The sequence below is a fragment of the Marinomonas fungiae genome, from assembly GCF_001418205.1.
GTDB classification, from domain to species: Bacteria; Pseudomonadota; Gammaproteobacteria; order Pseudomonadales; family Marinomonadaceae; genus Marinomonas; species Marinomonas fungiae.
The window spans coordinates 16,845-41,508 of the sequence record NZ_LIQF01000010.1 but is presented as its reverse complement, the minus strand read 5'-3'; the positions used below and the strand labels follow the sequence as shown (position 1 = coordinate 41,508).

The following is a 24,664-nucleotide window of genomic DNA, read 5'->3' as shown; positions in this document are numbered from 1 at the left end:
GCTTAGGGGCTTTTCTATGTTGGCTTTCGCCGTTAATCACAGGGCTGATTGGCAAAAACATCCCAATACTGAGCAATCAATGCCTGATTTTCTTCGAGCGTTTCCACCGGCACCAAACGGCCTTGCTTCTGTAGAGTTTGTCGATGAGCAGTAGCGCGATAGAAGGTATAGGCTTCTTTCATCTTCTCCACTTGCTCTTGTTCTAACAGACCACAATCCAGTGCCGCTTCTAACTGACGAATATTATCGGAATACGTCATCAGAGCAGGATAACGGTGCGACCACGCCAGCACCATATACTGCACCATAAATTCGATGTCGATAATGCCGCCCGCCCCCTGCTTCAAGTCAAAGCCTTTGTCGGCACCACTGGTATCCAAGTGGGCACGCATCTTCTCACGCATTTTGAGCACTTCTTGCTTTAGCTCAGAACGGTCTCGCTCCCGTCCCAAAATTTCGGCACGGGTCTGATCAAACTGGGCGATCAATTCATTGTTACCGGCTAAGGCTCTGGCACGGCAAAGGGCTTGGTGCTCCCATACCCAAGCTTCTTTCTGCTGATAATCTCTAAACGATCCTAAACTCGCCACCAAGAGACCGGAATTTCCAGAGGGTCGCAAACGCATGTCCACTTCGTATAGACGTCCCGCCGAAGTAAAGCTGGTGAGTAAATGGATAATGCGCTGCCCTAGACGGGTATAAAACACCAAGTTATCAACACTACGCTCACCATTAGTAGAGCCGTTGGTGACAGCGTTATGAATAAACACCAAATCCAAATCCGAGTCGTAACCCAACTCAATACCACCGGATTTACCATAACCGACAATTACCAATTCAGGATCAGTAACCGCTTCACCGTCACGGGTTGGATAACCATGTCGATGCGTTAAGTAATGCCAAGACTGCTGCAACACCTGCTCTAATAACACTTCCGCCAACCAAGTTAAGTGATCACTTACTTTCATCAGTGGCAAGATCCCTGTGATATCACAGGCGGCAATACGCATAATGATAGAGCGGCGGAAACGACGCATAGCGTCCATATGAGCTTCTTCGTCTTCCTCTGGCAAGCGTAATAGAATCTGACGCAGTTCTTGTGCCATTTGTGCTTTTGATGGCGGAGAAAACAGCGTATTGGCATCCAATAGCTCATCCAATAATGCTGGTGAGTTGGAGATCATTTCTGAGAACCAAACACTCTCCCGACACAAGCCAATCAAGTGTACGATGGCACTTTGGTTTTCTGATAACAACACTAAATAAGCGGTACGACGCGTCACCGCTTCCATAATCGGAATGATGCGCTGTAGCACCAAATCAGGATTGGCTTCTTCTGGTAGACAGGTCATGAGCGCCGCCAAAAACACCGCTAATCGCTCTTGTCCAATCGGCTGCATATAAGCCACCGCCCGTGAGCTTAAGAATTGCTGCAACTGTTTACTGACTTCGTCTAAGTCTTGCCAAGCAATTGCTTCAATAGCTTCACCGATCAAATGCGCGTCATCTGGCTGTTTCAGAATCATGCGCCACGCTTCCTGCGCCAGCTCGTCACCTGAGTTCTCTTCACCATCATCGATCAGAGCTTGAAAGTAACGGTGCACCTTATGACGGTGCTGCCATAAGGTATCATGCAATGCTTGCCAGCCACTTTCACCCACTTGATAAGCCAAGCGCTCACGCTCTTTGTCTCCAGCAGGCAATAATTGGGTTTGCTCGTCGGCATAGCCTTGCAAGGCATGCTCCACACGACGCAAGTAGCGATACGCTTGTAATAAATCCTGCACCTGTGACTCGGGTAAATAGCCTTCTGCGCTCAACACTGGCAATACTTTAAACAATGCGGGCTTTTGCAGACTCTGGTTGCGACCACCATGCAAAATTTGCAGTGCTTGCACAATGAACTCGACCTCTCGGATACCCCCTTCGCCAAGCTTGATATTGTGTTCAATGCCTTTACGTCGCACTTCTTTGGCAATCATAGATTTCAGATCACGTAGCGCACCAATGGCACCAAAATCAAGGTATTTACGGTACACAAACGGACGACGTAGCGCTTCAAATTCACGCACATCTTGAGCATCACCGGCCATCACCCGAGCCTTGATCATGGCATAACGTTCCCAGTCACGACCTTGGTCTTGGTAGTAGTTTTCCAAGGAATCCATGTTCATCACCAAGGCACCAGACTGACCAAATGGGCGCAAGCGCATATCGACGCGGAACATAAAACCATCAGCGGTGACTTGATCCAAGTGTTGAATCAGTTTCTGGCCGATTTTAGTGAAGTACTCTTGATGGGAAAGGGACTTTTTGCCCCCTTGGGTTTCACCGTGTTCACGAAAAGCAAACACCAAATCGATATCGGACGATAAATTGAGTTCAAACCCACCCAGTTTACCCATACCAATCACAATCAATTTTTGCGGCTGACTTTGGCTGTCCAATGCTTGCCCGTACAACGCTAAGTAATTGCGCATCGTCCATTGCTGACTGACATTAACTGCCACATCCGCGAGTTTACTCAAGTGAGCGGTAAGGGTTTCAAGCGTAACGGTTTGCTCAAGATCGCTAGTGATTAGACGGGTCATCCACCAATGGCGGTAGCGGCGCAGTTGCTGCATCAAGGTCTTTTCGTCCCAATCTGGCAACGTAATATCGTTCGCAACCGTTTGCCCCCAATGCGCTTCACCCGCATAAAACTGCGCCACACTGGGCTCAATCAACTGCTCCGCGGGGCATAGAAAATCGGCTAACCATTGCGGTGAACGGCAGAGCTGTTTAAACACGTAATCACTGAGTAGATACACCCGTTGTGCTTGCGCTAGCGTGTGTTCTGGGATATCCAAACCATTGCGACGCGCGATGGCGTCACTGATGGCCTGATGTTTGATCTTTACCTGTTCTTCAGTAAACAGAGACTGTACTTGGGAAAACGGTGTCAGCGTCAAGTTATCTTCCTTATTGTGTTTCACGCGAAGGTCGTATCAGGCGATTTGTTTATTTAACCAATGACCTGTTTCTAACATCATTATTCCCGTTTCTAACGAGCCTGCCAATCCAGGTAGCAACTTAGCGTTTTGATTTTTGAATAATGTGTCATAGCGTATATCCAAAGCTTCCAATTGCTCGCTGAGGCTCGCAGGCACACATTGCTTCAACTGATATAACGCATTACGAATCGGTTGCAACAAGGCTTCATCTTTCAAATAGAACATGGCCTCCCAGTACACTAGCCAAGTTTCATACCAATACTCAGCAAAGCGCAGTAACGGCGCTTTAGCATTGGGCTTCTCGGGAAACTCAATACGGCGATGTTTCAGACGTGACCCTTTTTGCGCTTTCGAGACCACGCTTACCTGCACAGGAACAGAATGTGCGATGACTTTAGCAAAGCCATATAAAGCGGTTTCAGGACCAGATTTCAGCTCTAACTCAAGCTCGCAAATAGGGTCTTGCCCATAAGCCGAGGAGACCGCACCTTCGTCACATACCACTTCAATGGTCGCTCCGTCAAAATGGATCAACCAGACATGACGCTGAAAATCGGTACGGAATACTTCAATTAAATCACGTGACCAAGTCATATCTTGCAATGCTTCAGGCAGCGGCACGTCAGACAGCTTGGTTAGATCCAGCGTATCGGACGAGATCGACCATTCCCATTCACCACGAGCATGCATGCCCACACGGCTACTGCCGCGGGTTTTCACGGTTTGAATGTATTGCTGGTTGACCGCACGGATACGTAGGGCAATGCCATTTTCCATCAGCAATGCATTGGCCGTATCGTAGTAACCATTCATTAGATCGAGTGTCGCTTGGCGGGTATTGCCTGACGTAGCGTCTTTTTCACTATTATTTTTTTCACAAAAATCATCGAGAAAAGCACATGCCGACTTGAGATACTCGGGTTGAACCATTAACTTTAGTTCAAGCTCGGTAGCCATATTTCAAAACCTCTAAACTTCCGGATTGCCGGAGACAACAGTGTCAAAGAAGCAAGTTTACCAGAAGCGAATGCAGGCTAAATAACTTTCGGCATTACGCCATAGGAGCATCCCATGTCCTCACTTCCATCATTGCTGAGCATGATGTCACAATTGATCGCCACGCCCTCTATCAGTTGTAGTCAAGCAAGCTGGGATCAGTCAAATAAAGGCGTCATTTTATTATTGGAAAATTGGCTCTCAAGCCAAGGTTTCCAATGTGAAGTCATGCCGTTGCCGGGACAACCGGACAAGATGAACCTGATCGCCACGATTGGGCAAGGTGCTGGCGGCTTGGTATTATCAGGACACACGGACACCGTGCCTTATGACGACGACCGTTGGCAAAGCGACCCATTCAAACTAGAAGAGCGTGACAACAAGCTGTACGGCCTTGGCACCTGTGATATGAAAGGCTTTTTCGCGATTGTGTTAGACACTTTGCGCGATATGGATTTGTCGAAACTCAAACAGCCGTTGATTATCTTAGCGACAGCTGACGAAGAAAGCTCTATGGACGGTGCCCGTGCTCTGGTTGAAGCGGGACGACCGAAAGCCCGTTACGCCTTGATCGGTGAACCGACTTCGTTGACGCCAATTCATGCCCACAAAGGCATTATGATGGAGAAAGTCCGCATTACTGGTAAAGCGGGTCATTCGTCTAATCCAGGACTTGGCAACAACGCTTTAGACGCCATGCACTCGGTGATGTCCGAGCTGATGGTGTACCGCCATGGTTTAAAAGAAAAGTATCGTGATGCCAACTTTGTGATTGACTACCCAACCATGAACTTTGGCTGTATTCATGGGGGCGATAATCCAAATCGCATTTGTGGCCGCTGTGAATTAGAATTTGATATTCGCGCGTTACCGGGCATGAGCAACGAATCTTTGTATCAAGAAATCCGAAACTTGTTGCCTGCCATTGAACGACAAACTAATACGCAAATAGAATTACATCATCTGTTTGCCGATGTGCCCTCGTTCTCAACCGCTAAAGAGTCCGACATCATCAAAGCCTGTGAACGACTCACGCAAAAAGAAGCGACAACTGTCGCCTTTGCAACCGAAGGTCCCTTCTTAAATCAATTGGGGATGGAAACCCTAATCTTAGGTCCAGGATCAATCGACCAAGCCCACCAACCTAACGAGTTTATGGCACTTGATCAAATCGTGCCGATGCAACACGTTATTAAAGGATTAGTGGAACGTTACTGTTTAACCCCGAGTACCGAAAATAAATGAGGCAACGCGTGTCTGACGAACTCAACTATGTAGACTGGTTCCGCCACTCTTCGCCCTACATTAACGCTCACCGTGGCAAGACTCTCGTGATCTTGATCCCAGGTGAAGCGTTCGAGAGCCCGAACTTCTCCAACATTATCCATGACCTTGCCCTGCTGGATTCGCTTGGCATCCGTCTAGTACTGGTGCAAGGTGCTCGCCCGCAAATAAACCGTGCACTTGCGGAGCGCGATTTGCCATCACGCATTGAAGATGGCTACCGTGTTACGCCGCAGGATCACTTAATCGATATTATCCAAGCCTCGGCGGCTGTGCGTGTACAACTCGAAGCCCAGCTCTCCATGGGCTTGTCTAACACACCAATGGCCAATGCAGGCTTAAAGGTGTGCAGTGGTAATTATGTGGTTGCTAAACCGTTGGGGGTCGTTGATGGCATAGATTATGGCCATTCTGGAGAGGTCCGTCGTATCGACAGTGATGCGATTTTCCGTTTGTTGGAAGACGACAACATGGTGCTGCTACCGCACTTAGGTTTCTCGCCAACCGGTGAGGTGTTTAACCTAAAAGCCGAAGACGTTGCCACGCAAGCAGCGATTCAGCTCAAAGCCGATAAGCTAATCATCTTCACCGAAGATGAGGGTATTTTCGATGATAAAGATGAGCTGTATTCTGAGCTACTGGCACATCACGCCGATACGATTCTGGCACAGAGCTCTTTGACTCCGATCACGCGCGATGCGCTAGAAGCCTGTTTGATGGCAGTGCGAGCGGCCGTACCACGCGCGCATATCATTTCCTTTAACGAAAATGGCGGCCTGTTAAGTGAGCTGTTCACCCGTGAAGGGTCGGGCACCATGATCGATGAAGACAGCTACGAAAAACTGCGTACCGCGACCATCGACGATGTCGGCGGCATGATGCATTTGTTAGCACCCCTAGAGGCTAAAGGCATCTTGGTACGCCGCTCACGTGAGCTTCTTGAAAACGAAATCGAACGATTCCTCGTGATTGAACGGGATGGTGCCATTGTCGCTTGTGCGGCCTTGTATCCGTTCGAGCAAGAAGGCGCTGGTGAATTAGCTTGTGTGGCAGTGTCTCCTGAATACCGAGGTTCCAACCGTGGTGAGCGCTTACTTAAAGGCATTGAACATGAAGCCAAGCGCCTTGGTCTGGATACCCTATTCCTGCTGACTACCCGTACTGCACACTGGTTTGTCGAACGCGGTTTCCGTGAAACCTCACTGTCGACATTACCGCTCAAAAAACAAGAGCTGTACAACTACCAGCGCAACTCTAAAATCTTTGCCAAAAAGCTGTAACAACGTATTGCAAACTGACAACAAAAAGCCCGTTACGAGTAATCGCAGCGGGCTTTTTATTATCTTAGAGAAAAATTACTCCACAATTTTAAAGGGAATAAACATTGGGTAGCCATCACGAATCACACGCATTGGCACCGAACGATTTGACGGTAGAGTTTGTGCGATACGATTAAACTCGTTCACATCTTTAATGGTTTCACCATTTAGCATGGTAATGACATCACCTTGCTGCAGACCATTACGAGCCGCTGCACCGCCAATCACTTGCTGGACCATCACGCCATTATCCACGCCTAGACGATCGGCCATGTTTTCCGGCACTGGGGCAACGATCATACCCAAACGACTTTCATCTGCCTGTTGCTGCTCAGGATTCACATCATCTGGACGCTTCGTAAGAGTAATGGTGATCGTTCGTTCTTTACCATCACGGAATACTTGAGCCTTAGCATCCTCATCTACCTGCAGTTGACCTACTAGGTAGGGAAGTTCAGAGGAATGTTCAATGCTTTTACCATTAAACGCCATGATGATATCGCCAGCTTGTAGGCCAGCTTTTTCTGCTGGGGAATCCGGCATCACACGACTAACCAAAGCACCGTGTGGACGGTCTAAATCGAAGGATTCAGCTAAATCACGGTTGACGTCTTGAATTAAAACCCCTAACCAAGCACGGGATACCTTGCCATCTTTCTTAAGTTGATCCACCACAGACATGGCCACATTCGACGGGATGGCAAACGAAACCCCCATAAAGCCACCGGAACGAGTATAGATCTGTGAGTTAATACCCACTACTTCGCCATCTAGATTAAACAATGGTCCGCCCGAGTTACCAGGGTTAATGGCCACGTCGGTCTGAATAAATGGGACATAGTTGTCACTTGGCAAGTTACGGCCAATGGCACTGACTATCCCTGCGGTGACGGTATAGTCAAAACCAAAAGGCGAACCGATCGCAAGCACCCACTGCCCCGCTTTCAGGTCGTCTGAATCGCCCATCTTAACAATTGGCAGATCGTCCGCTTCGATTTTAAGTAGGGCTAAGTCGGTACGCGCATCGGTACCCACTAACTTGGCTTCGTATTCACGTCGATCGTTCAAACGCACATGAATCACATCTGCCCCATCGATCACGTGATTATTGGTGAGCACATAGCCATCGTGTGAAATGATAAAACCAGAACCTAGTGAGCTGCGCTGCTGTTGACGCGGCTGCTGAGGTTGCTGTTGACCAAACGGCTGTTGGCCGAAGAAATGACGAAAGAACTCATTCAACTCTCTGGCATCAGGACTGAGCTGGGCCGCTTTAGACGTTGTCGTTTGCTCAGTACTAATATTGACCACCGCCGGGGAAGCGTCCTCCACCAGTTCGGTGAAATCCGGCAAATTAGCCGCGTTAGAAAGTGTTGAGAACAACATCATAAAAATGACGCTGATCCAGCTCACACGTTTTAGCAATCTGTTCATGTATTGGTCTCCTCAGATGTACCAAAGTAGGTTGTTGCTATTGTGTCAGGTGAAGAGGATTTTTCAGGCTTTTTGTACCACCGGAATGATGTGCGCCTGATTTTTATTGATTCTCAAAACTCGCGGGTAAAAGTCTGGATTGTTAGCTTCGTGAGACGACTTCCATTTCGCCGCCCATAAACCGCCAGCAAACCCACTTAACGCTCCGACAATCGAAATTATAGTTTGTTCCGAAAAAATTGTTGGTAACGCTGCGCCAAGTACTAAGCCTAGTAACGGCACGGCGTACATCCACAAGGACGCTTGTAGCAAGGTATCCTCAGGAATGCCCACCACCACACTCTGCCCGACTTCAAGATTGGACGGAGCAATCGCTTTCATCAACATACGGTTGCTATTGGATACTTTGGCAATGGCATGATGGCCACAGCCATGGCGAGCTCGGCAGCTGGTGCAACTACTGGTGCGGATGGTTTCCACTTCGGCAATACCGTCTTCAACCGAAAGGACAATACCATTTTCTTCAATCATTATTTGAACCCGGCATAATCACAGCCATTAGACGTTGAATCGTTTGCGCAGGCACTTCGCCAACCAAGGTCAGCAAGTATATTTGATCGTCTACCTGAATGCTCTTTTCACCAGCGATGGTAGCGCCAAGATGCATAAAAGCTTCTGGTCGCTTCTTATTTGTCTGCTCCACAAACACAGAAACCGTACTCAAACCATCGGATAACAACATCATATTGGTGCTGTCATTCATACGACGAGCATCTTGCCAAACCAGTCCAAACCCATCTGGTAGCCAATCAAAATGCCAGTCACGTTTTACCACTTGTGGCTCAACTTCAATAAAGCGCTGCGTATAGGAATCGTCATTTGGGGCGAAGTCGGCGGCTTTCAAGTCAGGAGAAAAAGAAACCGATGTAAATTGAATACGCTCTAACAACTTATTATCGCGTCCAATGACATCGTGTTTAAGTAGGAACCCAGTACTTTTATCGATCCAAAACTCGTGGCCGTAACGGTATTCGTCTTTTGGTACTAACTTTAATTTCACCGCTTGGCGCGACGCGATACGCTGATTTTTATCCACTACTTGAATGTCATAAGCTTGTTTTAGTCGCTCTTTATCAAGCTCCTGAAAACGGCGAAACGGCTCCGCTGGTACAAAACCGGCTACATAATCGTCTTTCTCAGGAAACACGCAAATCACACTGTCATCAATGCGAATCACCGCAATGCGCTGACCATCTAAGTCTTCTAGGCTTTCGTATTCCACGCCGCCAATCAAACCTCGACGGACTCGCATAGAGTTCATCGCACCCGCTTCTTGATGTACAAATACCCCGTCGTAGGACAGAGAATCAAACGATTCTGTCATACGGCTTAACCAATCAACACCTGACTGCGCCGCCCATAACGTACTGCTTGCCGACACTAGAAGGGCAATGATGACACCACGAATCATTGATCATTCCCTTGCGGGTAGCCAACGACTTTCGCCATCGGGATCATGCCTTGGCCAACGGTCATAGAGGCCTGTTGCGCATGTTGGCGCAAGTAATTTTGCAAACGTTCATTGTTCTGCAAAGCTTCCTCTGCGCTCAGCGCCGTAATGGGCTCCAAAGGCGTCACTTGGGGTGTACTAGTTGCTGCAAAAGTGGGTGTCTTTGTCGTAGCCGAACCGCCTTCAAGTAGAACATTACCTCCCAACACAACGACAAAGGCGACACTCGCAGCCACCGCCAGTCCTGAGAAAAATGAGCGTTTAGAACCATGCGACTGACTTAAATTAGGCAACGCAACTTGCTCAAGTTTTTCAGACTTTAGTAAATGCGTATTTTGCTTTGGGAAAGCAACGACATTGGTGTCTGGTTTGCCTTGCTCAAGCTTGGCATGCATCTGCGCTAAAAACGCCCCTGAATCATCAATCAATGAAACCTGATCCGGCTGAATCGCCTGCTGAATCTGATGGTAATGATCCAACTTACTGGCGAGATCATTGATGTCGCTATTAAGCAAGATTTCAATGTCAGTTGGGGTCGCTTCATTATCTAAGAATGCTGATAGGCTGTCGTCACGTTCTGAGCCGTGCTTATCATGAAATTTCGTCATGATTACTCTCCTCCTCCCATAATGGGACGAATACGTTTTTCCACCGCCTCACGAGCGCGGAAAATTCGCGATCTAACCGTTCCCACAGGACAATCCATGACTTGGGCAATGTCTTCGTAACTCAATCCATCAAACTCTCGTAACGTTAAGGCGCCACGTAATTCTTCTGGTAGATCTTTGATCGCCAATTGGATCTCCGCCTCTAGACGATCGCGGTTTAAATTTGCGTCCGGTGTACCGGAATCCGATAACTCATTGTAAACAGCGTGGACATCTTCATTATCCAGCTCCACATCACTCGATGGTGGACGCCGAGATCGACTCACCAGATAGTTTTTCGCTGTGTTGACCGCTATTCGGTAGAGCCAAGTATAAAACGCGCTCTCCCCTCGGAAGCTGTCAATTGCCCGATATGCTTTGATAAAACTGTCTTGAGCCACATCCAGCACTTCTTGCTTGTCCTGAACATATCGGGAAATAAGGGCGGCAACCTTGTGCTGATACTTCAACACCAATAAGTCAAACGCTCTCTTATCACCACTCTGAACTCGCTGAACCAACGCCTCATCTGTAGACGTTTCGTGCTGCATAGGCACCTCATAATTCGCTAACATACTGTGCCCACCATGTTGATGATTATATGGACAACGGACTATTTAGAGAGTTCCAAGAAAAACTTGCTCTCGTTCTCGTGCATTGTATTCGATTTGTTTACCAAGCTGTAACCTTGTAGTGTCGCACTGAGGTATTCATTGGTAGTGCAAACAGGTGTAAAATCAGGACGTCTAACACTACTTAGAACAACAACATGAGCCAACATCTTCATCACGACATAGTTATTATCGGCGCCGGTGCGGCGGGACTTACGCTAGCACTTGAATTAGCTGACAAGCATCAGGTGGCTATTTTAACGAAAGGAGACATCTCCGAAGGCTCGACATTGTACGCCCAAGGTGGTGTCGCGGCGGTCTTGTCGGAAAAAGACACCATTGACTCGCATGTGCAAGACACCATTGTGGCGGGTGCTGAGTTAGGTGATGAAGACGCCATTCGCTATACAGTGGAGCATTCTAAAGCCAGCATCGACTGGTTAATCGAACAAGGGGTGCCTTTTACCCGCTATGGCGACAACGAAGATTATCACCTCACAAAAGAAGGTGGTCACAGTCATCGTCGCATTATCCACGCAGCAGATGCCACAGGCTTGGCGATTTCTAAGACCTTGGTTAAAAACGCCTTAGCTCATCCTAACATTCATTTCTATCCTGATCGCGTAGCCATTGATTTGATCACCACGCAAAAGCTTGGCTTAGAAGGAGAGAACCGCGTCATCGGTTTGTATGCTCTAAACCAAGACAGCAAACAAGTAGAAGTGTTTCATGCCCACCGTATTGCTTTGGCAACCGGTGGCAGTTCAAAAGTATACCTTTACACCAGTAATCCCGATACAGCGTCGGGGGATGGTATTGCCATGGCTTGGCGTGCAGGCTGCCGTGTTGGCAATATGGAATTTAACCAATTTCATCCGACGTGTTTGTACGATGCTAAGGCGAAAACTTTCCTGATTTCCGAAGCGGTACGTGGTGAAGGTGGTCACTTGCTACTACCTGATGGCACACGTTTTATGGGCAACTTCGACGAACGCGGAGAATTAGCCCCACGCGATATCGTGGCTCGTGCTATTGACCATGAAATGAAGCGCTTAGGCGTAGATCATGTTCTGTTGGATATTTCCCATAAAGACCCCGAATTTATCAAAGAACATTTCCCCACCATTTATCAACGCTGCTTGAGCTATGGTCACGATATGACTAAGGGGCCAATCCCAGTCGTGCCTGCCGCACACTATACCTGTGGTGGCGTGGTGGTTGATCGCTTTAGTGCCACTGATTTGAAAGACCTTTACGCCATTGGTGAAACCTCTTACACAGGTCTGCATGGCGCCAATCGTCTTGCTAGTAACTCATTACTGGAATGTATTGTGTACGCCCGCTCCGCGGCATCTCAGATTCTTTCCGATGATGCCCCTCGCAGGGATTACCAGATTCCGGATTGGGATGCGTCGAAAGTAACCGATTCGGATGAAGACGTAGTTATTACCCACAACTGGCACGAATTACGCCGCTTTATGTGGGACTATGTTGGCATTGTGCGCACCAATAAACGCTTACTTCGAGCAAAGCACCGCGTCGATTTGTTGCTGTCTGAAATTGAAGAGTTCTACTCAAATTATCGCGTTACGGCGGATTTATTGGAGCTACGTAACTTAGCTGTGGTCGCGGACTTAATCATCCAATCAGCCATGGCTCGTAAAGAAAGCCGAGGATTACACTTCACCTTAGATTACCCGGAAAAACTCGACAACAGTGAACCGACTATTTTGAAACCGCGGATTCGTTCTTCTGAGCTGGCAACCCGATCAGTTTCTCAACATTAAGGCGCGAGCGCAGATAACGATAGTCTGCCTCCGCCAGCTGATCCCGATATAGCCAACGATAGCGACACAGATGATGCAGAAGCCTTTTTAGAAAGGATTGCTGTGGGTCGGAGTGCAACATCACCACACTCCAGTACTCGGTTTGATAAAGCAAAGAAAGGGCGCCAGACTCACCTTGTCGCTGCCAGTGCAATACATCTTTTGACAGATCTAACAAGAAACTGGGAGGCTGTGGAGGCCGCACCAGCTTTATTCCCCAGATAATGACAACGAGCCACTGTAACTCAATCGGCCACTGCAAAATTGCTAAGACAGTTGTCACTGCTATCAACCATAGCAGTGACAGCTTACGCGCAAGCCGTGAGGGTTTAAACGCGACGGTAGTTTTCTGGCTGAACACGAGTCACGATCAAATGAACGATGCGAGCTAGATCAGGGTCTTCAGGCACTTCCTTCTGCATAAACCAAGGGAAGATTTCCTGATCTTCACATTCAATTAGCTTATAAAAACGCTGTTTATCCTCTTCTTCTAACGTTAAAAATACGTCTTCCAAGAAGGGTTCAAACAATACATCAAGCTCCAACATACCGCGACGACATTGCCACTTTAAGCGCTTGAAGCTGGCTGAATCTTTCGATTCGATCATATCTGTCATGAGAGATCTCCCCAATTAAGTGGCGCCATTATAGCCATTCACCCGCACTCGGCAAACCGATTGAAAAAGCAAACTAATGCATTCTTGACCTCTATCTCGCTATTTTGCTGATTTGGCCAGCAAATATCGCACAGTCAAAAGAGTATTATTTTGACTACATTTTTAATCAACTCTCACCATTAGAAACAAAAAAGTACAACTATCCACTCTTTATGTACTAGTGAGTCAATTAGAACTTGCTCTATTCTTACCCCACTTGATCAACAATCGATCAAGACCTCTAGGTGCGACAATAAAAAGAAACTTACCCAAGTGGGAGAACCTATGACAAGTCTTAGTAAAACAGCCATCGCATGCGCGGTGTCTTTCGCTGCCTTCAACGCGTTCGCAGAAACGCAAATCACTATTGCGACCGTTAACAATGGTCACATGATCGAAATGCAAAAACTGACGCCAGAGTTCGAAAAACAGTACCCTGATATCAAGCTAAAATGGGTGACACTTGAGGAAGGCGTGTTGCGTCAAAACGTGACTCAAGACATTGCCAATGGCAGTGGTCTGTACGACGTCATGACCATTGGCATGTACGAAGCGCCGATCTGGGGAGAGCGTGGCTGGTTAGAGCCTGTAGACACCAGTGGTGACTACGATGTGGCGGATATTTTACCATCCATTCGCGGAGGTTTGTCCTATAACGGCACCATGTACGCAGCACCGTTTTACGGCGAAAGCTCTATGGTTATGTACCGTAAAGACCTAGCTGAAAAAGCTGGCGTGACCATCGGTGATCGCGATAGCTGGGAACACATTCGTGATGCCGCCAAAGCCATGAATGATCCTGCCAACGGCGTCTATGGTATCTGCCTTCGAGGCAAAGCGGGTTGGGGCGACAACATGGCCTTCCTATCAGCCATGGCGAACTCATTTGGTGCCCGCTGGTTTGATATGGATTGGAAACCTCAGTTAACGACGGATGCGTGGAAAAATACCGTATCCTTCTATGTAGATATGATGAACAACTACGGGCCGCCAGGTGCGAGCGGCAATAGCTTCAACGAAAACTTGGCCCTGTTTAATGAAGGCAAATGTGGTATGTGGATAGACGCCACCATCGCCGCGTCATTTGTCACAGATCCTAAACAATCTAAAGTCGCTGACAAAGTGGGCTTCGCACAGTCTCCTTATGCAGTAACCGAGAAAGGCGCTAACTGGCTTTGGTCTTGGGCACTGGGTATTCCTGCTGCGACGAAAAACGCAGAAGCGGCGCAAACCTTTGTCCGTTGGGCGACTTCTAAGGAATACATTAAGCTTGTCGCTGAGCATAACGGCTGGGGCGCTGTACCAACCGGTACTCGTACATCCACTTACGAAAACCCAGCATTCCAAAAAGCCGCTGTGTTTGCTGACGCCGAGTTAAAAGCCATCAATTCGGCGAATCCAAACGACAGCACACTTGAACCATCACCTTACGTCGGGGTTCAGTTCGCAGCTATTCCTGAGTTCCAAGCCATTGGCACAACCACAGGGCAAATGATTTCGGGAGCACTTTCCGGCAGTTTATCTGTGGATGAAGCTCTCGAGTCTGCCAACCGCTCAGCCGATCGTCAGATGCGCCAAGCAGGCTACTACTAGAAAGCGAATTACTGCATTTAACAGTAACAACTCGCTCATGCAGTGGAAGTGGGGCCAACACCCCTCTTCCCTGCTTATAAATAATCGTCGCGAGACGCGCCAAAAGCTAATCACGAGAGAATTATCCCATGAAGCGTTCCATCACTCGCTTATTAATGGCGCCATCAGTTATTTTGCTGCTGGCATGGATGATAGTGCCATTATCAATGACCATTTACTTCTCAACCATCAACTACAACCTTCTATATCCGGGTCGTAATAATTTTGTTGGTTGGATGAACTTCGAATTTTTCATCACCGATCCTGGCTTTTGGATTGCGATCTCTAACACGTTGATTTTATTGATTTCCGTGCTGGTCATTACCGTGGTACTTGGAGTGGCCTTATCCGCCTTAATTGATAAACCCTTCTACGGACGCAACGTTGTACGCGTCTTGCTGATCTCACCTTTCTTTATCATGCCAACAGTAAATGCTCTGATTTGGAAAAACATGATGATGAATCCTGTCTATGGCATCTTTGCATGGATTTCACAAACCCTCGGATTTGAACCCATCGACTGGCTATCAGATTACCCTTTAATGTCGGTCATCATCATGGTCAGCTGGCAGTGGCTACCCTTTGCCATTTTGGTATTCGTTACCGCTTTGCAGTCACAAGACACAGAGCAAAAAGAAGCGGCACAAATGGACGGCGCGAACGGCTGGCATATCTTCCGTTACCTAACCATCCCTCATCTTGCCCGCCCAATTGCCGTCGTCGTCATGATCGAAACCATCTTTCTGTTAGCGGTGTTTGCAGAGATTTACGTCTCTACAGGCGGTGGTCCGGGATACGACAGCACCAACCTTGCTTACCTCATTTACAACCAAGCTCTGCTGCAATACGACGTTGGTGTGGCTTCCGCAGGTGGTTTATTCGCGGTCATTCTAGCCAACATTGTGGCTTTCTTCTTAATCCGCGCTGTCGGCAAAAATCTCACCGTGTAAGGGGACGATCATGACTTTAACGCAACAACGCAAATTAAAAACGCTGCTCGTCGGCTTAGCCTCCTGGACGGTAGCACTACTACTGTTCTTTCCGATTTTTTGGATGTTTATCACCTCTTTTAAAACCGAATTGCAGGCGATTTCCGTGCCACCGCAACTGTTCTTTGAACCGACTTTTGAGAACTTCTCGATCGTACAAGAGCGCAGCGACTATCTGAAACACGCCTGGAACTCTGTGGTGACCTCGTTTGGCGCGACGCTCTTGGCACTCATCATTGCCATCCCAGCAGCGTACTCTATGGCTTTCTTCCCGGGTAAGAAAACCAAAGACATTCTGCTGTGGATGCTGTCCACCAAAATGCTTCCAGCCGTGGGCGTATTAGTTCCAATCTATATCTTGTCTCGTGACTATGGCCTATTGGACTCAAAATTGGGCTTGGTGATTATTTTCACTCTGATGAACCTGCCCATCATTGTCTGGATGCTGTTCTCTTACTTCAAAGATTTACCTAAAGAAATCCTAGAAGCAGCGCGCATGGACGGTGCTACCCCTTGGGATGAAATGGTTAGGGTCGTGCTGCCTCTATCCGTTGGCGGTATCGCGTCAACCGGTCTTTTGTCCATCGTTCTATGCTGGAACGAAGCCTTCTGGTCATTGAACTTGACGGCTTCAGAAGCTGCACCACTGACCGCGATGATCGCCTCCTACTCAAGCCCTGAAGGTTTGTTCTGGGCCAAATTATCGGCTGCGTCCACTCTTGCCTGTGCCCCGATCGTTATTTTTGGCTGGTTCTGTCAAAAACAACTGGTACAAGGCCTCACTTTTGGCGCTGTGAAATAGCTTTATAGGAATAATAACAATGGCTTACCTAAACATTACCGATCTACAAAAACACTACGACAACTACCACGCGCTACGTGGTATTAACCTTGCCATCAATGAAGGGGAATTCATCGTCTTCGTTGGCCCATCTGGCTGTGGTAAATCGACCTTACTACGTACCATTGCGGGCCTTGAATCAAGCACTGGCGGCACCATTGAGTTAGACGGCCGTGATATCACCGAGCTGTCTTCGTCAAAACGTGATTTGGCGATGGTGTTCCAGTCCTATGCCCTCTACCCACACATGACGGTGGCGGAAAACTTAAGCTTCGCGTTGCGCCTTGCCAAAGAAGAGCAAAGCGTCATCGATGAAAAAGTGAAATCGGTCTCCGCTTCACTGCAGCTAGATAAACTATTAGAGCGCAAACCACGCGAGCTCTCTGGTGGTCAGCGCCAACGTGTCGCCATTGGCCGTGCCATTGTGCGCCAGCCTAAAGTCTTTCTATTCGACGAGCCGTTATCGAACTTAGACGCGGCACTACGTGTACAAATGCGTTTGGAGTTAGCGCGCCTACATAAAAAATTGGGCACCACCATGATTTACGTCACCCATGACCAAGTCGAAGCCATGACCTTGGCTGATCGTGTGGTGATTTTGAATGCCGGCCAAATTGAGCAAGTCGGCACACCATTAGAACTTTACCGATCTCCAAACAGCCGTTTTGTCGCAGAGTTCATCGGCACACCGAAGATGAACCTAATTGAACTAGACAATGTTGTGCGTGAAAACGATACCCTGCATTTACAACTATTAAATGCCAGCATCGATTTTCCTGTTTCACGTACCCATGGACCACTACCCGATAAAATCATTATGGGGATACGACCAGAACACATGCACCTCGTTGAAACGGGTGGCGATTTAGTCGGAAAAGTGGAATTAATCGAGCATTTAGGCTCTGAAGCGTACACCCATATTCGCCTATCCAATGATCAAACCATCATCGTTAAAGCCCCTGCTCGCACCTCTATCAAAGATGGCGAACAAGTTCACATTCAGGTGGATCGAAACGAAGTCATTCTTTTTAACGACAACAACCGTGTTTTTTCAGTGATTGCTGAGGATGCAAGCCATGACTAATCGACTTCAAATGCCAACCCATTCAGAGCAGATGCTGAGCCAAGACTATCAGCGCTCAGATATTACTTCGGGAGTGATGCACTTAGGTGTTGGCGCATTCCATCGCGCGCATCAAGCAGTTTACTTTGATCGGCTGCTCGCGCTACCTGAAGGGAAACAGTGGGGCATCACTGGGGTTAACATTCGACCACAAGATAGCGCTCAATTTGCCCGCTTTATGGAGCAAAAAGGCGAGTATGTGCTGAAGACGATGGATGCTGAAGGCACCACGGTTTACGAGCATATTCGCTCTATCATTAATCAAATCGACGGTGCGCAAACGCCCGAATTGGTTGATCAAACCATGGCCGATGCTGGTATTCAATTAGTCACCTCAACGGTCACCGAAGGCGGCTATTACTTAGACGAAACACGTCAATTGATGACCGACCATCCTGCCATCAAGGCCGACTTGGAAGGGGGCCGTCAGACGCTTTACGCCTTTTTGTACGCCGGTCTTAAACTTCGCAGCCAAACCTCTAACGCCAAAATCACATTACTGTGCTGCGACAACCTGCGCCACAATGGCGAAGTGTTAAAAGCTGGTTTGATGCAATTTTTAGACGCCAAAGGCGATCAAATACTGCTCCAATGGGTCACTGAAAATGTCGCCTTTCCCTGTGCCATGGTGGATCGCATTACGCCAAAACCAAGCCCTATTCATGTTCAAGATGTACAGCAACGCTTTGGCACAGACGATGAAATGACCATCATGGGTGAAGACTTTATTCAGTGGGTCATCGAGGACCGCTTCGCTGGGGACAAACCTGCATTGGATTTAGTGGGCGTGCAATTTGTTGATAAAGTTGCCCCCTATGAAGAAGCAAAAATCCGCATTCTCAACGCTGGTCATACCAATGTGGTCTACCAAGCCGCGCTAAAGGGCATGACCTATTTTGATGAAGCCATGCGTGATGACGAGCTGCGCCAATATTTCGAAGACTTTATTTTTCAAGATTCAATTCCAGCGATTGGAGAGTCCATTGTTGACCTTGAGAATTACGCCAAGATCATTGCGCGCCGCTTCAGCAATGCCAACATTGGCGATACTGTAGAACGTATCTGCACCGACGGCTACGCTAAGTTCCCAATCTTCGTTTATCCATCACTCATAGGTTGTTATGAGCTGGGACGCACGCCAATAAAGACCATCGAAGGTATAGCAGCTTGGTTTGTCTATTTCCAAAAAGCGCGAGCAGGTACGGTCACTACTCCCTACCATGAGCCAAACTTAAGCGCGTTGGCACACTTTACTAACGACGCCGAAGGAATACGGGCCTTTGCGAACGATCGCTTCTTATGGGGAGAGGTGCCAGAAGATCATCCTGACTTTGTCGACTCACTAAGCCAAGCTATTATGGTGATGCAGGAGAAATATTCGTAAAGCAATTCTGCTTTAATGAGATATCACGCAGTAAGCCCCATGACAACTAATCGTCATGGGGTAAATGCGTTGCGAGATTTAGATAGGTAAGGCTATGTCAACGATAACAACAAAAAGAGTTACGCCCGAATACGAGCTTATCGATGGTATCGAAACCATCCGTTATTTAGAGCATGGGGTCCCAAGCGAACTGATTCGCTGGCATGCGCACGACGACTATGAGCTACATTTTATTGTCGCATCCCAAGGCAAAGTGTTTGTCGGCGACTACATTGGCAATTACAAACCGGGGCAACTGATCCTAACTGGGCCGCGGCTGCCTCATAATTGGATCTGCCAAGACGGCGACGCCAGTGTAGCGCTACGAGATATGGTGATTCGTTTTGACCATGAGACGTTTGAAGTAGGCGCCAAGATTTTTCCAGAGCTAGCCGAAGTCATGCCAATGCTTTTACGAGCAAAATCGGGGGTCGAGTTTTTCGATTTGGATTATGATTTTCTCAAGGAGAGCTTTGCAGCGGTACGGGATTCTTCTGGCTTACAACGCGTCATCAACGCCCTCCCCCTACTACATAAACTCTCGCAAAGCCGTAACTATCGCCTGCTTTCAACGGTTCAGATCGACTTAAAATCCAGTGAAACTTTACAGCGAAAAATCAATACTGTGGTGGATTACGTATCTAAGAACTATGCCAATGACATTACGCTAGCGGACGTCGCCAGCTTAATTGGCATGTCCGACAGCCACTTTTCACGCTTCTTTAAAAAAGCCACTGGCAACCGTTTTACCGAGTTCGTCAATCGTATGCGCATCAGTCGGGCATGCAACCTATTGACCGAAACGGATCAGCAGATCGCAAACATATGCTTCCAAGTTGGCTTTAATAATGTAGCGAATTTTAACCGCCGTTTTCATGAACTTAAGGGCGTGACACCGCGGGATTTTCGCACTCAGTACTACAATCGGATCTAACGATAAAATTTAAAAAGGGGCTTCCTCGACCTCCTGAGGAAGATTTGCCGCCTGCTGTCGCGTAGCAGGCGGCTTTTTTATCAGCCACACTAAGATTTACTTCTTAACTTCGCCAAGTCGCTGTTAAGACTCTTTGTGTGTTGATAAAGCTGTTGGTAGAGGGCATATTTCGCTTCATAATAATGTTGCAAACTCGTTTCGGGGTGATGGGTAGCGATCACATTCGGGAGGAGACAATACTGTTTAATCAGCTGCTCAATGTCTGCACCTTGCAACTCACGCACACCCAATAACGCTAAACGAGCAGCACCTAACCCAGGTCCGACGTCACCACCATCACGATAGGTCAGCGTTTTGTTCAACACATTGGCGATAAGCTGACGCCACAGTGAGCTACGAGCCCCTCCGCCGATTAAAGATAATGACTCAACCGCTGTACCGGCACTGGCAAGCGCATTTTGACAATCCAGAATCGAGAAAGCGATCCCTTCCAAAATTGCTAAGGTCATCTCTTCTCGTCGAGTTGCGTTTACTAATCCAAAAAATTGACCGCATGCCAGCGCATCGTTAATGGGTGTTCGTTCACCGTTTAAATAAGGCAGGAACACCACTGTCGTTTGCATCACGTTACTCTGCTCCAACTCATGCAATAGCTCGGGCACTGACTTAGAAACCACATTTGCAAACCAAGCGAGGGAGTTAGCGGCGCTTAAGGTGACACCCATTTGATGCCAACGATTAGGTAACGCATGACAAAAAGCATGCACCGTTTGTTCAGGCTTGGCGTTGTGGGCTTCCGAGACCGCAAAATACACACCAGATGTGCCTAATGACACAAAACCCTGTCCCGGCTCAGTTATACCCATACCAACCGCGCCAGCGGCATTATCTCCGGCTCCAGCTACCACGGGAATTTCATTAAAGCCAAGCCCTGTTGCGATGTCCGCTGTGAGGTAACCAACGACCTGCTGCCCTTCATATACCGTTGGCATATTCGCCTTGGTTAACCCTGTCATCGCTAATAGCGACTCATCCCATTGGCGCGTTTTAGGATTCAGCCAAAGCGTACCCGCCGCATCAGAGCAATCCGTACTGAAGCCCCCTGTTAAGCGATAGATGAGATAGTCTTTTGGCAGCAGCACTTTATCAATCGCGTTGAAAATATCTGGCTCATTTTGCTGAAGCCAAAGGATCTTCGGTAGAGTAAAACCGGGCATGGCAAGGTTGCCTGATAGCTCTAGCAGCTCAGGATGGGCTGCCATGAGCGCATCACACTGCGCTTTACTACGCCCGTCGTTCCACAGGATGCAAGGACGTAACACCTGCCCTGCCGCATCTAAAACCGTCGCACCGTGCATCTGTCCAGACATCCCCAGCGCTTCGATCTCGCGCAGCTCTATCTTTTGGGATAACTGCTCACATACTTGTTCTAGCGCTTGCCACCAATCTTCAGGAGCTTGCTCGGACCAAGTGGGATATGGCGTGCTGACCATTAAGTCATGGCTGGCTTGCGCTACCACTTTACCGTCGTCGTTAATAACAACACCTTTTAATCCTGAAGTGCCTAAATCCAACCCTAAAAACATATCATGTACCTGCTAAAGATGAGTGCAGCGACGCCTTATTATGATGAATTCATTGAGTGTCAGAAGTTGACGGATGTTAGTCAATGGCAAACAAGAAATCTGCTTTTTACGTATCAGTACCAAGCAAAAAGCATCAATTTGCGCCACTTTTTGAACAGAGAAAGGATTTGCCCGTCGTACACATTGATTTCGCTCAATCTTGCCCCACATAATTGAACATATTCTTTTATCCATTTTGAGGTCATCATGCAGCTTCAGCAGCTTCTTAGTGAGACGCTTCCTGCGACCAGCTACGGTCACAGCCGAGACCTAGGTGTCATCTCTATTCAAGGCCCAGACAGTGCCAAACTATTGCAAGGGCAAACCACGGCAGATATGAAATTGGTCAACGAACACGCCAGCGTGTTTGGTGCCGTGTGCACACCGAAGGGCCGCATCATTGCCAACTTTTATATTTTGCAAAAGGCCGACAACGCCTTTTTGATGGTGCTTAAACAAGATGTCCTAGAGATGTTATTGGCACATTTGAAAAAATACGCTGTCTTTTTTAAGACCGAGCTGTGCGATGTCAGCGAGCAATACCACGTTAGCTCTTTATTTGCTTTAACCGACACGCTTGAGCCACAAGCTCAGTATCCACTGGCAATCCCCACGACTTATCAAGAAGGTTGCAGCCAGCTCATTCTGAATAATACCTACTATCAAGAAACCTTAACGGTCGCGCTAGCGGCTGAGGAATTGCCCGCTGCAGAAGATCCTGCTGCGCACAAGGTGATGGAGCTATTGGCCGCGCGACCACTGTTGGGAAAAGAGCACTTAGAAGAGATCCTGCCACAATGGATCAATATGCACCGTAACGGAGGCATTAGCTTCACTAAAGGCTGCTACACCGGCCAAGAAATCGTCGCGCGAATGAAATATCGCGGTAAATCGAAGAAACATCTGGCACTGTGTGTCTGCGAAGGCCCGTTAAAAATCGGCGCAGAGCTGATGAGCGAAGAAGGCAAAGCCATTGGTACGGTATTTGATGCAGCGCCTATCGACAACCGACATGTGGCCCAACTGATTTTAAATGTGGAGCAAAGCGAAGTGGGCAGTGCCACAGTGGAAGGCTACGAGATTAGCTTGATCCCCCTCCCTTACGAATTGGGCAATTAAGCTTTTTCACTCACCAATCGACGATAAAAAAAGCGCCCAAGTGCAGACATCGGCGCGTTTTTTTAGCTAAGAGCAACTCGCCTATTCGCTTGGCTGTAAATGCGCACTCCAGTCGATCGGCGCTTTACCGATGCTTTCTAGATATTGGTTTGCCTTCGAGAAATGTCCGCAGCCTAGAAAACCACGGTAGGCAGATAGCGGCGACGGGTGAACACTTTCTAATACACAGTGTTTAGAGCGGTCGATATGACGGCCTTTTTTCTGGGCATAAGATCCCCACAGCATAAACACCACGCCTTGGTGGTGCTCGTTAATCAGCTGAATAATCTGATCAGTAAAGGTTTCCCAGCCTTTATTCTGATGCGAGCCAGCCTTAGAAGCTTCCACCGTCAGTACACTGTTAAGCAGTAATACTCCTTGACGCGCCCAGTTAATCAAGTAACCGTGACCAGCCATGGGAATGCCCAGATCGCTTTCCAACTCTTTATAGATGTTCACCAACGATGGCGGCGTTTTGACCCCCGGCTTCACCGAGAACGACAAACCATGGGCTTGATTCGGCCCGTGGTATGGGTCCTGTCCTAAAATAACCACTTTAACGTTATCAAAGCGCGTTTCGTTTAGCGCATTAAAACAGTCATTGGAGTGAGGAAAGATCACTTTGCGCGCGTCTTTTTCTTGGACCAGAAATGCACGTAGCTGCTGCATGTAATCTTTGTTGAATTCATCAGCTAGCAACGCTTGCCAATCGGATGCGAGGTTCATAAATCGTCCGTTTTAAAGTAGGGATTAAAGACAGGGTCGTTTAGCAGAGCATGATACCACTGCAAGCAATCTAAATCTTGCGCGCCACAGAGCTGATGTCGGAGAAGCAACCAAGCCAACTCGCGCACCACGTAGGCTTGACGATAATGCTCAATCGACGCCAGTGCCACACCCGAGGGCTCTTCGTCCAATACCATTTGATAAGCTTGGCGAAGTTGCTCGGGCCTTAAGTGATGTACATGCGCCACCAGCGCAAGATCAAACAAAGGGTCGTTCATCCCCGCAGACTCCCAATCGATCAACCACGCTTTGGAGCCATCCAGCAGTATATTTTTGGGATTTAAATCATTATGACAAAGCATCAACTGCTTTGGCCTAGGTACACGGGGAAGCGATTGAAAAAAATGGCTTACTTGGGCCAACAAAGCTTCAATCTGGGGAGTTTTCTTAGTACTGCTTAACACTTCTAACCAGTTTTCGATCAATTGATACACATCGTATTGCTGAGCCACCGCAGGCAATTGATGCAGCTCCGCGATGGCTTCACACAAAGGCGCCAGTGTGGATGCATCATGCTGAACATCCCAAGGCAGTGTTTGTCCCGGTAAAAATGCCCAAACAATCGCTTGCTCACTGTGCCAAAGCACGGGGGCGGTCAACTTTTTTGCTGCCGCCAAACGGCAAATGTCTAACTCTGCTTGTCGATCTATACCAAACGCTTGGCTATTCAAATCGGCAATACGCAGCACTAGCTTTGGCTGTTTCTGCCAACTGATTTGATACGTTTTATTGGAGAAACCCTCTTCTAGTGGAACTACATCGATGTGATCATGTTCAGGTAAGATAGAGTTCATTTTCTTCAAATACTCAGAAAGTGCACACATTTTCAATCACTTATTGCCAGAGTCCTCAACCGCTGTCAGAATGTCCTTGATAC

22 protein-coding genes are annotated in these 24,664 nt (G+C 48.0%); 10 read left to right on the top strand and 12 right to left on the bottom strand.

The window, feature by feature from the left end; genetic code table 11:
- Nucleotides 1-32: 32 nt before the first annotated feature.
- Together glnE and ASC49_RS14265 are read right to left on the bottom strand one after the other, a co-directional pair.
- Nucleotides 33-2,975 (bottom strand): bifunctional [glutamate--ammonia ligase]-adenylyl-L-tyrosine phosphorylase/[glutamate--ammonia-ligase] adenylyltransferase, encoded by a 2,943-nt coding sequence (glnE, locus tag ASC49_RS14270; RefSeq protein WP_245624727.1) that lies wholly within the window; start codon nucleotides 2,973-2,975, stop codon nucleotides 33-35.
- Between the two features lie 12 nt (nucleotides 2,976-2,987).
- Nucleotides 2,988-3,950, bottom strand: a complete 963-nt coding sequence (locus ASC49_RS14265) for a CYTH domain-containing protein (RefSeq protein WP_055463926.1) — start codon at nucleotides 3,948-3,950, stop codon at nucleotides 2,988-2,990.
- Between the two features lie 114 nt (nucleotides 3,951-4,064).
- On the opposite strand from ASC49_RS14265, the gene argE reads away from it, so the two are divergent.
- Entirely contained in the window at nucleotides 4,065-5,234 is a 1,170-nt protein-coding gene (argE, locus tag ASC49_RS14260; RefSeq protein ID WP_055463925.1) for an acetylornithine deacetylase, read from the top strand.
- Entirely contained in the window at nucleotides 5,231-6,553 is a 1,323-nt protein-coding gene (gene argA / locus ASC49_RS14255; RefSeq protein ID WP_055463924.1) for an amino-acid N-acetyltransferase, read from the top strand. The genes argE and argA overlap by 4 nt, the downstream gene beginning before the upstream one ends.
- Nucleotides 6,554-6,628: 75 nt before the next feature.
- Here the strand turns inward: argA and ASC49_RS14250 are convergent, their stop codons facing one another.
- The 5 genes from ASC49_RS14250 to rpoE form a co-directional block, all read right to left on the bottom strand.
- Nucleotides 6,629-8,026 (bottom strand): DegQ family serine endoprotease, encoded by a 1,398-nt coding sequence (locus ASC49_RS14250; RefSeq protein ID WP_055463923.1) that lies wholly within the window; start codon nucleotides 8,024-8,026, stop codon nucleotides 6,629-6,631.
- Nucleotides 8,027-8,089: 63 nt separating this feature from the next.
- Nucleotides 8,090-8,557, bottom strand: a complete 468-nt coding sequence (locus tag ASC49_RS14245; RefSeq protein WP_055463922.1) for a SoxR reducing system RseC family protein — start codon at nucleotides 8,555-8,557, stop codon at nucleotides 8,090-8,092.
- A complete protein-coding gene (locus ASC49_RS14240; protein ID WP_055463921.1) occupies nucleotides 8,550-9,497 on the bottom strand; it encodes a MucB/RseB C-terminal domain-containing protein in 948 nt (315 codons plus the stop codon). Before ASC49_RS14240 ends, ASC49_RS14245 begins: the two co-directional genes overlap by 8 nt.
- Nucleotides 9,494-10,144 (bottom strand): hypothetical protein, encoded by a 651-nt coding sequence (locus ASC49_RS14235; protein WP_055463920.1) that lies wholly within the window; start codon nucleotides 10,142-10,144, stop codon nucleotides 9,494-9,496. Before ASC49_RS14235 ends, ASC49_RS14240 begins: the two co-directional genes overlap by 4 nt.
- Nucleotides 10,145-10,146: 2 nt before the next feature.
- A complete protein-coding gene (gene rpoE, locus ASC49_RS14230; protein ID WP_211262068.1) occupies nucleotides 10,147-10,734 on the bottom strand; it encodes an RNA polymerase sigma factor RpoE in 588 nt (195 codons plus the stop codon).
- 218 nt (nucleotides 10,735-10,952) lie between these two features.
- On the opposite strand from rpoE, the gene nadB reads away from it, so the two are divergent.
- Nucleotides 10,953-12,581 (top strand): L-aspartate oxidase, encoded by a 1,629-nt coding sequence (gene nadB / locus ASC49_RS14225; protein ID WP_055463919.1) that lies wholly within the window; start codon nucleotides 10,953-10,955, stop codon nucleotides 12,579-12,581.
- Here nadB and ASC49_RS19800 read toward each other — a convergent pair.
- Nucleotides 12,520-12,903 (bottom strand): hypothetical protein, encoded by a 384-nt coding sequence (locus ASC49_RS19800; protein ID WP_141656855.1) that lies wholly within the window; start codon nucleotides 12,901-12,903, stop codon nucleotides 12,520-12,522. The two genes, nadB and ASC49_RS19800, sit on opposite strands and share 62 nt — an antisense overlap.
- A 46-nt stretch (nucleotides 12,904-12,949) precedes the next feature.
- On the bottom strand, nucleotides 12,950-13,228 hold the full coding sequence (locus ASC49_RS14220) for an FAD assembly factor SdhE (protein ID WP_082443854.1): 279 nt from the start codon (nucleotides 13,226-13,228) through the stop codon (nucleotides 12,950-12,952).
- A 333-nt stretch (nucleotides 13,229-13,561) separates the two neighbouring features.
- Between ASC49_RS14220 and ASC49_RS14215 the strand changes: the two genes are divergently transcribed.
- From ASC49_RS14215 to ASC49_RS14190, 6 genes are all read left to right on the top strand, one after another.
- Complete coding sequence (locus tag ASC49_RS14215; RefSeq protein WP_055463917.1) at nucleotides 13,562-14,869, top strand: ABC transporter substrate-binding protein; 1,308 nt, start codon at nucleotides 13,562-13,564, stop codon at nucleotides 14,867-14,869.
- Between the two features lie 128 nt (nucleotides 14,870-14,997).
- Nucleotides 14,998-15,858 (top strand): carbohydrate ABC transporter permease, encoded by an 861-nt coding sequence (locus ASC49_RS14210; RefSeq protein WP_055463916.1) that lies wholly within the window; start codon nucleotides 14,998-15,000, stop codon nucleotides 15,856-15,858.
- Between the two features lie 10 nt (nucleotides 15,859-15,868).
- Nucleotides 15,869-16,699 carry a carbohydrate ABC transporter permease gene (locus ASC49_RS14205; RefSeq protein WP_055463915.1) on the top strand — a complete coding sequence of 277 codons (831 nt, stop codon included), beginning with the start codon at nucleotides 15,869-15,871 and terminating at the stop codon, nucleotides 16,697-16,699.
- Nucleotides 16,700-16,718: 19 nt separating this feature from the next.
- A complete protein-coding gene (locus ASC49_RS14200; RefSeq protein ID WP_055463914.1) occupies nucleotides 16,719-17,822 on the top strand; it encodes an ABC transporter ATP-binding protein in 1,104 nt (367 codons plus the stop codon).
- Nucleotides 17,815-19,245 carry a mannitol dehydrogenase family protein gene (locus tag ASC49_RS14195; RefSeq protein WP_055463913.1) on the top strand — a complete coding sequence of 477 codons (1,431 nt, stop codon included), beginning with the start codon at nucleotides 17,815-17,817 and terminating at the stop codon, nucleotides 19,243-19,245. Before ASC49_RS14200 ends, ASC49_RS14195 begins: the two co-directional genes overlap by 8 nt.
- Nucleotides 19,246-19,339: 94 nt before the next feature.
- The gene (locus tag ASC49_RS14190) at nucleotides 19,340-20,218 is read left to right on the top strand and encodes a helix-turn-helix domain-containing protein (protein ID WP_055463912.1); all 879 of its coding nucleotides are present in this window, start codon (nucleotides 19,340-19,342) and stop codon (nucleotides 20,216-20,218) included.
- 89 nt (nucleotides 20,219-20,307) lie between these two features.
- On the opposite strand, the gene xylB is transcribed toward ASC49_RS14190, so the two are convergent.
- Nucleotides 20,308-21,804 carry a xylulokinase gene (xylB, locus tag ASC49_RS14185; RefSeq protein WP_055463911.1) on the bottom strand — a complete coding sequence of 499 codons (1,497 nt, stop codon included), beginning with the start codon at nucleotides 21,802-21,804 and terminating at the stop codon, nucleotides 20,308-20,310.
- A 246-nt stretch (nucleotides 21,805-22,050) separates the two neighbouring features.
- Here xylB and ygfZ point away from each other — a divergent pair, with 246 nt between their 5' ends.
- Complete coding sequence (gene ygfZ / locus ASC49_RS14180) at nucleotides 22,051-22,962, top strand: CAF17-like 4Fe-4S cluster assembly/insertion protein YgfZ (protein WP_055463910.1); 912 nt, start codon at nucleotides 22,051-22,053, stop codon at nucleotides 22,960-22,962.
- A gap of 81 nt (nucleotides 22,963-23,043) precedes the next feature.
- Here the strand turns inward: ygfZ and ung are convergent, their stop codons facing one another.
- Together ung and ASC49_RS14170 are read right to left on the bottom strand one after the other, a co-directional pair.
- Nucleotides 23,044-23,727: a uracil-DNA glycosylase gene (gene ung / locus ASC49_RS14175; protein ID WP_055463909.1), complete on the bottom strand. Its 684-nt coding sequence runs from the start codon at nucleotides 23,725-23,727 to the stop codon at nucleotides 23,044-23,046.
- Nucleotides 23,724-24,611: a phosphotransferase gene (locus ASC49_RS14170; protein WP_055463908.1), complete on the bottom strand. Its 888-nt coding sequence runs from the start codon at nucleotides 24,609-24,611 to the stop codon at nucleotides 23,724-23,726. Before ASC49_RS14170 ends, ung begins: the two co-directional genes overlap by 4 nt.
- Nucleotides 24,612-24,664: the final 53 nt, after the last annotated feature.